This is a genomic window from Paenibacillus cucumis (ex Kampfer et al. 2016), assembly GCF_019748695.1.
Classification (GTDB): domain Bacteria; phylum Bacillota; class Bacilli; order Paenibacillales; family Paenibacillaceae; genus Paenibacillus; species Paenibacillus polysaccharolyticus.
The window spans coordinates 24,157-39,323 of the sequence record NZ_JACLIC010000036.1 but is presented as its reverse complement, the minus strand read 5'-3'; the positions used below and the strand labels follow the sequence as shown (position 1 = coordinate 39,323).

General features: G+C 45.0%; 13 protein-coding genes. 1 reads left to right on the top strand and 12 read right to left on the bottom strand.

Annotated features, from left to right (window positions below; translation table 11 throughout):
• Positions 1-140: 140 nt before the first annotated feature.
• The 11 genes from H7T88_RS20800 to H7T88_RS20750 all read right to left on the bottom strand — a co-directional run bounded on the left by H7T88_RS20800 (position 141) and on the right by H7T88_RS20750 (position 12,368).
• A complete protein-coding gene (locus H7T88_RS20800; RefSeq protein ID WP_221790107.1) occupies positions 141-1,238 on the bottom strand; it encodes a stalk domain-containing protein in 1,098 nt (365 codons plus the stop codon).
• Positions 1,239-1,410: 172 nt separating this feature from the next.
• Positions 1,411-2,226 carry a DUF3298 and DUF4163 domain-containing protein gene (locus H7T88_RS20795; protein ID WP_221790106.1) on the bottom strand — a complete coding sequence of 272 codons (816 nt, stop codon included), beginning with the start codon at positions 2,224-2,226 and terminating at the stop codon, positions 1,411-1,413.
• A gap of 373 nt (positions 2,227-2,599) precedes the next feature.
• Positions 2,600-3,352 (bottom strand): SIMPL domain-containing protein, encoded by a 753-nt coding sequence (locus H7T88_RS20790; protein ID WP_154891557.1) that lies wholly within the window; start codon positions 3,350-3,352, stop codon positions 2,600-2,602.
• A gap of 174 nt (positions 3,353-3,526) precedes the next feature.
• On the bottom strand, positions 3,527-3,796 hold the full coding sequence (locus tag H7T88_RS20785) for an HPr family phosphocarrier protein (protein ID WP_090924792.1): 270 nt from the start codon (positions 3,794-3,796) through the stop codon (positions 3,527-3,529).
• 225 nt (positions 3,797-4,021) lie between these two features.
• Positions 4,022-4,954, bottom strand: coding sequence for a DNA-binding protein WhiA (gene whiA / locus H7T88_RS20780; protein ID WP_090924791.1), 933 nt, complete (start codon positions 4,952-4,954; stop codon positions 4,022-4,024).
• 6 nt (positions 4,955-4,960) lie between these two features.
• Positions 4,961-5,947: a gluconeogenesis morphogenetic factor MgfK gene (gene mgfK / locus H7T88_RS20775; RefSeq protein WP_221790105.1), complete on the bottom strand. Its 987-nt coding sequence runs from the start codon at positions 5,945-5,947 to the stop codon at positions 4,961-4,963.
• A 13-nt stretch (positions 5,948-5,960) separates the two neighbouring features.
• A complete protein-coding gene (gene rapZ, locus H7T88_RS20770; protein WP_090924789.1) occupies positions 5,961-6,860 on the bottom strand; it encodes an RNase adapter RapZ in 900 nt (299 codons plus the stop codon).
• A 52-nt stretch (positions 6,861-6,912) separates the two neighbouring features.
• Positions 6,913-7,863 carry an ROK family glucokinase gene (locus H7T88_RS20765; protein ID WP_123066169.1) on the bottom strand — a complete coding sequence of 317 codons (951 nt, stop codon included), beginning with the start codon at positions 7,861-7,863 and terminating at the stop codon, positions 6,913-6,915.
• Between the two features lie 409 nt (positions 7,864-8,272).
• Entirely contained in the window at positions 8,273-9,304 is a 1,032-nt protein-coding gene (locus H7T88_RS20760; protein WP_221790104.1) for an AI-2E family transporter, read from the bottom strand.
• Positions 9,305-9,468: 164 nt separating this feature from the next.
• Positions 9,469-10,428, bottom strand: coding sequence for a thioredoxin-disulfide reductase (gene trxB / locus H7T88_RS20755; protein ID WP_154959910.1), 960 nt, complete (start codon positions 10,426-10,428; stop codon positions 9,469-9,471).
• Positions 10,429-10,619: 191 nt separating this feature from the next.
• On the bottom strand, positions 10,620-12,368 hold the full coding sequence (locus H7T88_RS20750) for a tetratricopeptide repeat protein (protein WP_154891564.1): 1,749 nt from the start codon (positions 12,366-12,368) through the stop codon (positions 10,620-10,622).
• Between the two features lie 397 nt (positions 12,369-12,765).
• Here H7T88_RS20750 and H7T88_RS20745 point away from each other — a divergent pair, with 397 nt between their 5' ends.
• The gene (locus H7T88_RS20745) at positions 12,766-13,218 is read left to right on the top strand and encodes a hypothetical protein (protein ID WP_221790103.1); all 453 of its coding nucleotides are present in this window, start codon (positions 12,766-12,768) and stop codon (positions 13,216-13,218) included.
• Between the two features lie 128 nt (positions 13,219-13,346).
• Here H7T88_RS20745 and H7T88_RS20740 read toward each other — a convergent pair whose 3' ends face one another.
• Entirely contained in the window at positions 13,347-15,089 is a 1,743-nt protein-coding gene (locus H7T88_RS20740; RefSeq protein WP_221790102.1) for a hypothetical protein, read from the bottom strand.
• Between the last annotated feature and the right edge of the window lie 78 nt (positions 15,090-15,167).

Genomic DNA, 15,167 nt, shown 5'->3' with positions numbered 1-15,167 from the left:
TAAAGCAGAAGCCCCCGTCACTCTTGCTTTGACGGAGGCTTCTGCTTTATTATTTTTCACGAATAAAAGGTATAAGTGCTCTTGTCTTGTTTTGACTTGAATTTATTTTATTTTATGATTTCATCTAAGCTAAAACGAACTTACTTCTCAGAAGCTACGTTGCTGAATGGTGCGGTTCCTTTAGGCAGAATATCTTTGTAAGTGAACTTGAATTCAGGGAAGCCCTCCGCATACGCGGTGTACTCATACAACTGGAAGAATACCACTGCGCCTGTTGGCGTCACGTAGAAATCCTGATCTTTGTTAAGGCCTTTGTAGTCGTTCAGGGTTCCCGCGTTCGCTTTCAGTTGCTCGCCAACCTTTTTGCTGATCGTTTCACGCATCGATTTGTTGTTTGCAATTACATCATCCAGTGTCAGCTCTTTACCTGTGTCGAGAGCAAACGTATGACCGGCGCGAGTCGTCATGCCATGTGCGCCTGCATAGTCCTCATAACGTTGAGTGATCAGACCCAGCACACCGTTCTCATTGTAAGTCACCACATAAGAAGCTTCGAATGCATATGGACGATTTGCGGTTGCTCCACCGAATTCTGACGTTTGTTTTTTGAACGCCGCAACAGCGGTGTCCACTTCATCTTTGAGCACTTTGTTAATCGCAGCTTCGGCCTCTTTGCTCGCTAGTCCGCTCACTTGCGGGTACTGCACATCCACCTCAGCATTTTTAACGGTTACATTCGCTTTGGTCGATTTCACCTGAACGTTATTTTGTTTCACTTTACTCAGGGTCAGTGTTTTGGTTTTGGCATCCCAGTTACCCTGTACACCCAAATAATCTCTCATTGCAGAGAACGGGATGTACAAACGACCCTGGATCAACTTTGCTTCCACTTGAGGATAAAAACCATTAATATATACGTTTGGCTGTCCATCCATCAAACTAACAGTCATTGCATTGTTCGCTGCAGTTACGGTATATGACTTTGTTTTTGCATCATATTTCAATGTCCCACCTGCTACATCCTTAACTGCTGTCAGCGCCACCCATGTAGATCCACCTTGGAGCAACCCTTTTTGCGTGAGGGTTTTTCCACCTGATTTCAACGTTACTTCAGCCGGTGCAGTTACTTTGGCAGATACGGATGCTGCTTGAACCGATTGATCCATCCATGCTGTGCTTCCTCCCATAATTACACCTGCTGCCAATAATGCACTCGTCCACTTTTTCCATGTTTTCATCTAAAAAACTCCTCTCTGTTATCCACCATCAGATTCATTGCTTACGTCACCATATACGACGATTGTGTATTAGTCACACGCTTACCTCTTACTAACCATTAACCCATTCCAGGGAAGATCTGCAGCTATTGTTCCAATTTGCGAAGTTAAATCTTCTTTTCATGTTCGTCATTTATTTCTTTTTCAGGTTACTGAAAGGTACTGCTCCTTTAGGAAGAACTTCTTTATATTTAAAAGTAAATTCGGGAAACCCTTCTGCACGGGAAGTGTACTCATATTGTTGGAAGAACACCACGACCCCTTTAGGAGTTACATAGAAATCCTGATCTTTATCCAGACCTTTATATTCGCTTCGGACATTGTATTTAGCTTCCAACTGCTCCCCAACGTTCTTGCTGAGCTTATCAAGCATGGATTTACTGTTTTGCAAGACATCATACAGAGTCAACTCTTTGCCTGTACTCAGTGCAAATGTGTGTCCATTACGAATATTTCTACCGTTTGCCCCTCCGTGAATTGCGTAACTTGACGTTACAAAACTAATTACACCATTCTCGTTATACATCACCTCATATGAACTCATTAATTCATGCGGGCGCTCTGCTGTAGGTTTTTCAAATCCCTTTGCTTCTTTTTTGAAATTTGCCACCAATGCATCAACCTCGTTTTTCAGCACCTTGTTGATAGCCGATTCAGCCTTTTTGTTGTTCAATCCGCTCACTTGGGGATATTCCAAAGCCACCTCTGTGTTTTTAATCTGGACTTTGGCGGTAGTTGATAATACCTTTACTTTGCTTTGTTTCACTTTGCTCGAGATCAGCGTTGGGGAGGTGCTTCCCTTGCTATTTCCTTCTGCTTTTAATGCAATTTCAATCGGAGTTGTTACTTTAGAAGGTACGAAAGCTGCTTGAGCAAAACTTCCCTGCCATACGGAACCCCCACCTATTAAGATGCCTGCCGCGAGCAGTGCACTAGTCCATGGTTTCATTCACTAATCCCCTCTCAACATTTTGGTGTTATTGCGCCAGTGCTTTATGTAAAACTATTTTAATTGCGTAGGTCATGACGCTTACGTTATTTATTATAGCTAGCTAAACTAACGAAAGATTTACAGCTCCAGTTACAATATTGATGAAAACCAGACAATTTCACCTATCTAAAATGAACGTTTTGTCACGAACAATGATACAAAAACGACATAATATACCCTATTCTCCTGTAGGTATTTTAATAATAATTCTCCCCTCGCTTCCTCAAAGCCAGCATGTGCAACAAAAAAACACGGCCCCGAAGGACAGTGCTTTTGTCATTTTTATAAATTCTTAATATTTAATATTTTATCCCGTGATGTGCAAAATTCCTTACTTCATCTCATACGTGATATTCAGAACGGTGCTTACTTTGACCTGACCAGCCTCAATCTGTGTACCTGCATCTGATTCACTCTTCGCTTGCGACATGAGCTCTGATGCATAGAACACAGGAACATTAGCATCTGGCTGACTTACCGAAAGAACAGTACCCAGCTGACGTTTAACCGCTTTAGCGATCGCTCCTGCTTTCACATCTGCATTAGCTACCGCCTTAGCAATCACTTCGGATTCGTATTTCTCCGGATTCTCTACTGTAAAGCGTACATTTTCGATGTTGTTGGCACCCGCCTGGGATGCGGCATCCAGCAATTCACCAATCTTGTCCATATCACGATATGTCACTGTCAACGTGTGATGTGCTGTGTAACCTTTAATTTTCTGTCCATCTTTTTCGCTATACGTGTAGTTTGGTTGCACATAGAATTGACTGGTTTGAATATCATCTGCACTGATCTTCCATGTGTTTTTCAGCAAATTAGTAACCTTTTGGATCTTAGCAGCATTTGCCTTCTGTGCTGACGCCGCAGTATCGGCAGTACTGTTCACACCGATGGACAGATAGGCAATATCCGGCTTCACTTGAATCTCACCTTTACCTACGACATTGATTACATTTTGCTGTACGCCCTGAACTTCGGCAGCATAAGCGTAGTTTCCTGGAGCTACATAAGCCGTTCCTCCGACCAGCAACGAACTTGCCACCAGCACTGCACCAAACGGTTTCATCCATTGTTTACCCATTACGAATAACCTCCTCATATGTTAACTTCTCAAACTTGAAGCGATTTGATACCTTAACAGACGGGACAAATTCCATAATGTTGCACTTGACGGACCCGTTTAATTAAATTTTATATAAAACGCAAAAAAGCCCCTTGCGGGACTTCTTCATGGATTGAATTGAGTTCATGAAGCTTATTGGTTCTCAAGCTCTTCCTTGCTCACCAGGCTAACTAAAGCGTTTACAGCCTGATCCGCATCCGCGCCTTCAGCACTAATATGGATTTCTGTACCTGTACTGATCGCAAGGCTCATGATTCCCATGATACTTTTAGCATTTACTTTTTTATCGTCCTTCTCGACGAACACTTCAGATGAGTACTTATTCGCTTCCTGAACGAACAGTGCCGCAGGTCTGGCATGGAGACCCGTTTTCAAACGGACAACTACCGGGTGCTTTGTCATAGAAACTTACCCCCTATTATGAAATCTGGACATTAAATACACAATTATATTTATACAACATTATACCATTAACCCGTGCAGGACACTAGAAGAAAAAACATAGCCCTCGGGCTTAGGCCAAAATCCAGAGCCGAAGCCTCTCCTTCACCCGCACGAGTAACCCAACACGACCTGGTAAGGTCATAACAAACCTTAAACCTAAATGATTCTTTTCAACCTTCAACTTTAACGTTCCGCGCGCACTTTCTCAGCAAGCTCATCAATCTTCCGAAGGCGATGGTTCACGCCTGATTTGCTAACCGTACCTTTTAGCAATTCGCCTACTTCCTTCAGATTGATATCGGGATGAGCAAGCCTTACCTCAGCTACTTCACGTAGCTTATCCGGAAGAGATTCCAAACCTACTTCCTTTTGCAGTAAACGGATATTGTCGATTTGTCTAACCGCTGCGCCAATCGTTTTGTTCAGATTAGCTGTCTCACAATTGACAATTCGATTCACCGAATTACGCATGTCCCGCATAATTCGAACATCTTCAAACTTGAACAAGGCCTGGTGAGCACCAATGATGCTAAGCAACTCAATGATTTTCTCGCCTTCCTTAATGTATAGGATGAATCCTTTTTTCCTTTCTATACACCGGGCATTAAGATGAAATTCATTAGCCAAATCCACCAGTGCCTGACAATGCTCTTCATACATGGACGCAATCTCCAGATGATATGAGGAGCCCTCCGGGTTATTTACGGAACCACCTGCCAGAAACGCACCACGAAGATAGGCTCGCTTACAACAATTCTTCTCCAGTAACTCTTCATTAATGCCAGGAGTAAACAAGAATCCTTCAGAGACGATGTGCAGCTCCTTTAGAATCTCCTGAACCATAGACGGAACACGAACAATATACACATTGTTCTTCTTCAGCCGCATTTTTTTGCGAACCAACAATTCCGTATGCACTTGAAAATGCTTTTTAAGCAGAGAGTATGCCCTTCTTGCGATCGCAGCATTCTCTGTCGAAATATCCAAGATGACTTTTTTATTCGATAACTGCACTGCACCAAGCATACGGATGAGGGCTGAAAGTTCCGCCTGTTCGCAGCACGCTTCACTTTCAATCATCGTTAATTCTTTTTTGGTCTGTGCTGCAAATGACATGGGACTTCACCTCTTCCGTAACATCCAATTTTGGACCAGTTGGTAAATATGATGGCTGAGCTTATCAGCATCATGGCGCAGATAGGTTTTGAACAAAACCAGCGTATCTGCGACAACCTGATAACCTGAACTTTTCAGCACATTCATATCGAGAACAACCGGTTTTGCTCCTTTTTCCGCATACTTATTCTGCACTTGTAGCGGAATGTCACCATTGTTCACGATCACGTAGTCAAAGAGCTGGTGACCAATATGATCATGCACTGCCTTAAGATGATCACTCACTGTATAATTATCGGTCTCTCCCGGCTGTGTCATTACGTTACAAATAAACATCTTCACCGCATCCGTTTGAACGACAGCTTCTGCCAGTTTGGGCACAAGCAGATTAGGAAGGATGCTCGTATATAGACTACCTGGGCCAATAAGAATCGCATCTGCTTGGCGTATAGCCTCCACAGCTTCTGGCAACGGCTCCACGTGATCCGGTTCAAGAAAGACACGTTTAATACGCCCGCCTGCCTCAGGGATTTTGGACTCACCAGTAATAATTGATCCATCCTCCATCTCAGCGTGTAACACAACAGCTTGACCTGCTGCCGGAAGCACCTGACCTCTAACGGCAAACACGCGGCTAAGCTCCCGCACAGCGGTCACAAAGTCGCCTGATATATCCGTCATTGCAGCCAATATCAAATTCCCCAGGCTGTGGCCTGCAAGCCCCGCGCCTGTATTGAAACGATACTTTAACATGTCCGAAAGCAGTGGCTCAACATCTGCCAGCGCGGTGAGAACGTTACGAATGTCGCCTGGTGGCGGCATTTGCAACTCACTGCGCAAGATCCCTGAACTCCCACCGTCATCGGCAACCGTAACGATGGCCGTGATATCCATCGGCTTTTCTTTTAAACCGCGTAACATCACAGATAATCCGGTTCCGCCGCCCATAACAACGATTCTCGGACGTTCTCTCCGTGGTCCGGCCTCTTTCATCCCTTCACCCTCTTCAATGACGGTCCCGGTCAGCGTCGCGGTGGCTTACGGTAACAGCTTCAGTCTCACTGCTTCCGAGCATTTTGCCCAAATATTCCGATATTGCTACCGAACGATGCTTGCCTCCGGTACAGCCGATTCCAATAATAACCTGGCTTTTGCCTTCCTTCCGGTATTGCGGAATCAGAAAATGCAGCATATCCAGCAGCTTGGTCAGAAACGCTTGCGTTTCCGGCCATTTCATAACATATTCGTACACTTCACTATTTTGTCCTGTATTCGGCCGCAAATGATCAATATAATGCGGATTCGGTAAAAAACGAACATCAAATACGAGATCCGCATCAATCGGAATACCGTATTTAAATCCGAAGGACGTTATATTCACGGACAACATCTGGCTCTCCAAGTGAGAGAAACGTGAGATGATGCGCTCCTTCAATTGAGCAGGCTTCATGGTGCTGGTATTCAGCACCTGAGTTGCTGAATTTTTAAGTTCCTCCAGCATCTTGCGCTCCAGCTTAATGCCATCCAGCGGCATACCTTCTGGCGCTAACGGATGTCTACGTCTACTCTCTTTGTAACGTTGAACCAGAACCGAATCGGTTGCATCCAAAAATAGAATTTCGCAGTGAATCGTAAAATGATCCTTGATATAGTTTAAAGACTCGGACAATGCTGTGAAAAATTCACGTCCCCTAAGATCGATGACCAGCGCTACCTTGCCAATCTTGCCATTCGACTGTTCGATCAATTCCGCGAATTTAGGAATTAGAACAGGCGGTAAATTATCTACGCAGAAAAACCCTAGATCTTCCAGGCTCTGCACAGCTATCGTTTTACCCGCTCCGGACATGCCCGTAATGATAATGAGCGTGGCGCCTGTGCCTGGTGAGCCTTCACCGTCAAGCATAAATGTCCCCTCCTTATCATATTGCTGTCGGATATATCGTGTTACAAAGGTACTACGAACGTAAGAGGAGACCTGCCGCGCCTACGATTCCTGCATCATTACCCAGTGTAGCTTCCAAAATCTGAACACCTTGTTGCAACGGCTCTGGAGTCAATTGAGCAAACACAGTCCGAATCTCATCAAACAAGAAGTCGCCTGCCTTGGATACTCCACCGCCAACAATGAATAATTCCGGGTTCAGTACAGCGGCTACGGTTGCCATGGATTTGCCCAAATAATAAGCCGCACGGTTTACAATCCGCAGTGCCACTTCATCGCCTGCTTTGGCCGCATCAAACACTTCCTTGGCAGCGATTTTGTCTACCAAAGCAAGGGACGTATGATCACCACGCTCTACAGCATCCTTCGCCATGCGAATGATACCTGTTGCGGATGATACCGTCTCTACACATCCCATTTTACCACAGCCACACTTGATTGCTTCCAGATCAGGCACAACACTGATGTGGCCCAGTTCCCCTGCCATGCCGGAAAACCCTTGATAGATTTTACCGTTCAGGATGAGACCGCCGCCAACGCCTGTACCGAGTGTGAAGCATACACAATTGTCTACACCCTTGCCGGCCCCAGCCCAAGCTTCACCCAGAGCAGCAACGTTCGCATCATTATCTATTTTGACAGGCTTGCCCAGACGCTCTTCCAGAACCGAACGAATGGCTACATTCCGAAATCCGATGTTAGGAGCATGAACAATAATCCCCTCGCGTACATTCGTGAAACCGGCAACTCCTGCTCCGACACCCTCAAGCTGTTCCCAGCTGTATGGCGATTCGGCTACGATATGACGGACATACTTCTCGATGTTGGCGATAACCGTGTCAACGCCCTGGTCCACTTCAGTCGGTCCTTCATACGTATGCATAAGCTGACCTTGATCATCACATATACCGACCTTGATTGCTGTTCCGCCGAGATCGACCCCAACGTAGATTTTCTCAGACATGCTGCAAGCCACCTTTATCTATCTAAAATAGTTTAAGTCCTACGTACCAACTATAATTGAAGGATACGCCGGGGTCAAGACGAGAAGACCTCACGCGCAACATGCTTTGGCAGGGTTGTGAACGACATCACACACCATTTTTGAATGCGTATACAACCTCATTTCAATCTATTAAAACGCCATGCTCCCTCCTCCCCTGATAGAAAGGGTAGCCTCAACTCATGATATTTCATTATCCCTCGTTCCATTCATAAAAATTGACAATGGTCATCTGGTCACCATGACATTGTTAACTAAATCCCCCATGATACCCCTCACCTCAGGTGTGGGTATAACAAAAAACGCCATCCAGCGAAGCACTGGAGGCGTTTATTTTTTTTCGCACAATTTAGGAACTCTCAAGAATCAATTACAACTTCGTCTCTACTCGCACTGGTTCGTCGGTCTTCTCCATCTTGTTTACATCCAGAATATCCAACATGAAGACAAAGATCGGAATACCAATAATCAAGCCCCAGATGCCGAGGAAATGCTGCGACAGAATCAGCACGATAAAGGTGTAGAACATCGGTAACTTGGTCTTGTGCGCCATGAGCTTCGGATTCAGGAAGTATGTTTCCAGCGCATGAATAATGATGATCATAACGATCACGATGATGGCCATCTGCAATCCGCCCATTTGATACCCGATCAGACAGAGCGGCACAAGGGAGATCATAACCCCTGCAACAGGCACCAGACTGAGCAGGAAGACCATAATTGTTAACGCGAATAGGTAAGGGTAACCTAAGATCCACAATCCGAGCATCGTCAGCACCGTATTAAATACGGCAATTAGCAGCTGCGCTTCAATGACTTTACCAAAAGAAGATACAAATTTGTCTCCCAGGTATGCCACTTCATTATAGAACCAACCGATTTTACTTGTTTTGAACTTGGATGTGAATTTATAGATTTCTTTTTTCTGCAACAGGAAGAACAAACTCAAAATAATAACCAGCAGGATGAATTCCAGCCATTTACTAAAGGCAAAAATGTATTTCAGCGCTTCGTTGGTATAATTTTTAATGTCGAAGGACTGCAGATAACCAGCGATCTTGGAGGCAAAATTATCACCATCAGCCGTGTCGAGAAATTTCATAATCTCGTTGGTTAACTGCACAACCTGATCCACAATCCGTGGTGAATATCTGGATATACCAAGTACAATTCCGGCTATCACAATCATATACAGCAGAATGACCACGACTTTATAGTCGATTGGAAAAAAGCGATTCAAACCTTTTGTAATGAGATGCTGTAGCCTGTTCATGACATAAGTCACCAGGAACAACAGCAGAATCATATGAAGCATACTCCCCATACTGAACAAAATTAAACAGAACAACAGCAGGATCAAAAAACGTCTAACCGTTGCATTCTGAAGCCAATCTTTTATCATTTCCCCCAACTTCTTCACCTCACAGCTAATATACCCCTTATGTATACGAAATCATGCCCATCATCGTTTCAAAAAAAGAGAAGCCCTCCGGCTTCTCTCAGTTCATGAGACTTCCCGTTGTCTCTTATGCTAGTTTATTCCAAACCATAGGGCTGTCATGCGTATTACTTATCCAGCGTTTCGCTCCAATCGTGCACGATACTTCCCTCCAGGAACTTTTCACAATCCATCGCTGCCATACAACCTGATCCTGCAGCTGTAATGGCTTGACGATATTTCGTATCCTGAACGTCACCACAAGCAAATACACCTGGAATGTTGGTTTCTGTTGTTCCTGGCTTCACCACAACATACCCATGCTCATCCAGTGCAATAGCGTTACCAAGAAATCCAGTATTCGGCGTGTGCCCGATGGCAACGAATACACCATCTGCTTCGAGCAACTCTTCCTGACCAGTTTCATTGTTGCGCACCTTCAACCCTTTGACACCCATTGCTTCAGGTACAACCTCAAGCGGTGTACGGTTCAAAGCCCATTTCACCTTCTCGTTGCTGCGGGCCCGATCCTGCATAATCTTGGATGCGCGCAGTTCATCCCGGCGGTGAACCAACGTAACATCTGTAGCAAAACGAGTCAAAAAGCTCGCTTCTTCCATAGCGGAGTCGCCACCGCCCACCACAACGATCTTTTTGCCGCGGAAGAAAAATCCGTCACATGTTGCACAAGTACTTACTCCCCGCCCTACGTTTTCCTGCTCACCCGGAATACCGAGATAACGAGCCGAAGCACCTGTGGAGATAATGATGGAGTCTGCCTCCAATTCACCAATGCCTCCCACACTTACTTTAAAAGGTTGCTTACTGAAGTCAACCTCTTCCACCCAGCCATTCTTGAATTCAGCCCCAAAACGTTCTGCTTGCTTACGCATGTTGTCCATCAACTCAGGCCCCATAATCCCTTGTGGGAAACCCGGGAAGTTCTCGACGTCTGTAGTCGTTGTCAATTGCCCACCTGGCTGAAGACCTTCAATCACCAGCGGATTCAGATTCGCACGAGCCAGATATATCGCTGCTGTCAGACCCGCAGGTCCGGTTCCGATCACAATCGTTCTGTATTTAGACATATAGATACAGCCTCCTTCATCAGGTTAAGATGTGTAATGGTCGCGAATAACTTGCCAAGATGATATCTACAGGCATTTTTAGACCTATTCGTTAAGTTTACCCGTTTTCCCGGTTAATGTATCCTTCTCTCAAGGACAACCATGCTTCAAGCTTGAATTGCAACGTTTTACAGAGCCTATATCTCTGAATTCTATCCGTTAGGCGGAGTTACACTACAGATCTGATTGAGCTGCCTCGCATATTTGCTGACAGTAGATGCGGATATACCGTAACGTTCAGCGATACTCTGATACGTAACGGGCCGGCTACGGTTTTTGGAAGCCAGATACTCCAGTCCTGCAGCCCATCCTTCGATCTGTTTAGAACCAGATAGATCCGGTCGAACCCTGGAAACATAATCTGTCCAGATCCGCTCCATCTCTTGCTGTAATTCGGCTCTCGCCTCTGACATCTGAAGCGCACGATCAACAACAGCCTGCCAATGGGGGGATGTCTCTTTTCCGAGTCGAATCCCTGTAATTTCCTTCTTACTCACCTTAGGTACGGTCTTTAACGCCTCTGCCTCCGGGGTAAGTGGTTGAGAAACTTCAGCGTTCAATTCAGGATGTTCAACCCTTTGCAGATCATGTAAAACGGCTTGCGCCGCCTTGACCAGGGTAGGCTCTTCACCAGGTTCATCAATGAACAATTGCAAGGCCTGTTGCACCTCATAATCCCCAATCATGCCAAGCGCATGAATAACCTGCAGCTTGGTTGCCTGATCTCCATGACGTAAAGCCCAGAAGAACGATGAGCGAATCAGTGGATCATTTTTCATCTCTTCCGGAATGCCATTACCGTAATCCTCCCATTGCTTGAACTGCTCGTCAAAAGGAAGATGGTAGTGATAGCTTAACTTACTCGGCTCCTGCACACCTTGAATCACCGCTTCAAGGCCGTCCAAATAATAACGAGCCACCTCAGAACCTGGGTCAAGCTTGTTCACGTGATGCCACAGCCGCTTTGCTATGTCATACCGTTCTGTGTTGAAAGCTGCTACTGCTGCGTAATGCGCCAGTGCCGGATCAGTGGCGGTCTCTTCACCCTTAAGCAAACGGCGGAAATGAATATAGGCCGCGTCATGCTGGCCCAGAATCCCCATTGTTGTAGCGAGCTTGTATACCTGTTCGTGCTGGAATGGCACGATCGCGCGCAGTTTTTTAATCAACAACAGCACTTGGTCTGTCCGATTCTCATTTTGATAAAAGATCGCCAGATTGCATAGTGCGTGCAGATTGCCCGGTTCTTGTTCCAGCACTTCAGCAATAGTCTCTTTCGCTTTGGAGAACAGTCCCATATAATAATAGGCGAGAGCAAGATTGTTACGGGCAGCAAGATAATCCGGATAATCGGGCGACATGCCTTCAAGCAGTTCTGCCGCTTGGGCAAACTTCCCTTCTTCCAGCAACTCACGTGCCTGATCGTGCTCCACAACCCCCTGGCGTGACTTGATTCGATTTAATTTGGCTGGGCGATCCAGCTCATAATACAAAAGCTCCATCATCTCTTCTGCTTCCGTCATGAACTGCCCCTGCGTGTCTTCCTCTAAATAGGTGACCAACGCCCGCTCGGCTTCCTCAAATTGATCCATGTTGGCATAATTGTTTGCCATATAGAAATAACATTCCGTCATCGACGGGTCAACCACATCCAGCACATGAGCCAGAATGGCATTGGAAGCTTTATAGTCTCCCTTTTCTGATAATATACCCGCCATATTACAATGATTCACCGGATTTTCCGGCTCGTACTCAACAGCTTTGCGAAAATATTTCAATGCCTTGTCGACATGATTACGGTCCAGCGAGCGGACAGCTCTTTCAAAAAAGAAAGAAGCATCCAAGTGAATCGGTATAATATTGGCAAGGTGACCCTCGGTCCGCACTAGCTTGCCCTTCATCTCGCAAGGCACCTCCTCTTTGTTTTCATTCATACTCTTCAGTATACCACATCTTTAGGCGCTCTTCGCTATATGTAGTTTCATGTCGTTTATGAAAAAAATACAAATAATTCAGATGGCATTTTATCCCGATTATGAGTGAAATACCATCGGTCCAGAGCTTCATAGATAGATAAATTCCACACCCTCTATAACACTCTCCATTTAAGGGAATTTAAATGGTATGAATTGTTTGTGGTAAAATAAGTTTATCTTTTCACTGTAATGCTAATTTTATATAATTTCCCATACAAATCACCTAATGCATCACTTTAACTCAGTTTTACACATTGAAAATTAACATAAATTGTGTCTATGACGAAAATAAGCAGATATTATCCAAGGAGAGGGATTTCATATGAATATTACAAAGACAAATTTGCGCTTAATCATGATTATCATGTGCTTCGTTGCCTTAGTCGGATGTTCCAGAGACAATGAAAACAAGTTAAATTTGGATGATGTGCTCAATGCACTTAAATCGCAAAATTTAGAATTAGAGCCTTATGGCATTACCGGATATCCTATGAAATTAAATGATGTTATACCGGAAGTGTACTCCGTTAAGTTGCCAGGCTCAGAAGAAAACAATAATACCGACGAATTTATCCATTTCTATATATTCAATTCAGAAAAGGATCGTTTAAAAGGGGCTAAAGAATTCAGTGGCGTTACAGGAAATATTAATTCTTCAACGTTCCCTTTCCCATACGAAAAAGAAAATATTCTCATCATTTACTGGAGTAACAGCAACGACCACCCATTAATGAAGGAAGCAATTGAAACTGCGTTAGAACAACTAAATTCATAACATTTAATCCCATTTATTACCAGAAAAAGATTCAAAAAACATAAACAGCATGCACCGGATGAATATCGGTACACGCTGTTTACTTAATTCTATAAATACTTAGCTAAGAAGTTTACTGAGATTTCTCATCATACTAGTGACGGAGAAAGGGTTATATTCAGCGTCTTATCAAAGGGAGTCATGAAATTAACCAGTACAATTTTGCAATTCTCAGGCATTTTGGCTTCACGCACCGTTGCCGCCAGATGTCCCATCTCGCCTCCATCAATCTCAAGCCAATCTTCTCCGCAACTATAACGAAGCTTGCCGCCTTTCCACAGAATACTACCATCACTGGTTTCTATGCCATCCTCACAGCTAAGTTCTCCTTCACTTCCAAATACAAAGGATAATTGCATCATGATGTCCTGTGGTTCCTCACCAGTCAGATGCAGCGTCCAGCCACGATCTGTCTGAAGTACCTCTGCACCAACACGGAATGTCTGCTCATGTGTAAGTGTACGAGTCTGATGAGGAAGCAAATACCACGGACTGATGGATGAAGAAGCTGTGGCTGGTAGATCAGCCGAAGGAACAGGCCCGTAATAGCCTTTCTTCTGTTCCCCGGTCAATCGATATCCCTGAGGGAGACGAGTCATATTTTGCATCGGTACATACCCGGGGTTGAAGTAAGATGCTAACTGAACCGCGAGCAGACGTACCTCACCGTGGCGAAGCGCAAAAAACGGAGCTACCTCAGTCATGACAGTTACACTGGTCTCTCCATCACGGATTCGGGCAACAGGAGCACCAAAATCCGTATGCATGCGACTGTGCGAGATTCGTCCATAATGGCCTACGTTCTCCATTTGGCTCACATAACGTTCCCGTCCAAAATGCTCATTGAGCATAACTTCATATTGGCTCGGGAGCGCATCCGTTGTTCCGATAGTTTGTTGAAGCTCAGGCTCCAGCAACAATCGCACGAGTGCATTCACCGAACACACGCCTGGATCTGTCAAATCGCTGTCTGCCCAAGCAGCCATACCTGCAAAGATCGGATCTTGATCCAGTTTGGCCATAATCGCATAGGGCAAATAATATGAGGACAAGCCATGTTTACTGCCCAGATCCTGTCGACCTGAATAATCAGTCACAATTTCACCGGTAGGGTGCACTAGATATACCATCATCCGGAGGTTCAAACGTACCGGCTCCAGCAGTTCAGGGCGATTCAACAAACGTGCAGCATGAATCAGCATAATATCACTCACCGCATTGTAAATTCCGTTGCTGCGCTCCGTCCACTCCCCGTCAGGAGTAATATCAATCCCTTCCGCTAGCCATTGCTCCGCACGTTGCACCGCTTCCTCTATACCAAAGATCTCATGCAGAAAACCCAGTGCGGCACACAACACCCAGCGATGATTTGGTGTATGACAGCCTCCCGTTAACATGACTGGAATCGTCCGTTCCAGAAACAATCGCATATTATCCAGTACAGGCTTCAGTGGCGCCCAATCCTGTTGGTTCAAAAGTTGATATAACTGCGAATATCCTACGACAACAAAAGCAGTGTCTGGCGGGGAGTGATAGTTTGTCCAGCCAGGTGATATCGATCCATCACTGTGCTGATGACGCAACACAAACTCACTCGCTAGCCGAAGTCTCTCTAACAGAGTCTCGTCACGATAATACGTTGAGTCTGGATTAGAAAGGGCTGCCCCCCAGAAACACATATCTGTAGGTGTTCCCGTCGTATGGTTAACCCAAGCCACACCCGAAAAGGGATCAATTGTTCCACCATAGTAACGGCTTTCCGAATCAAGCACCTGCCGCTCAATGCCTCGTTCAGTAGCTCTGTCATTGCTTTCTACCATTTGTATATACATCTACATTACCCCTCCATCCCATCCATTCAATAACATCAACTCATATAAAAATATCCCTATTCAAAAGATAAGATCAGC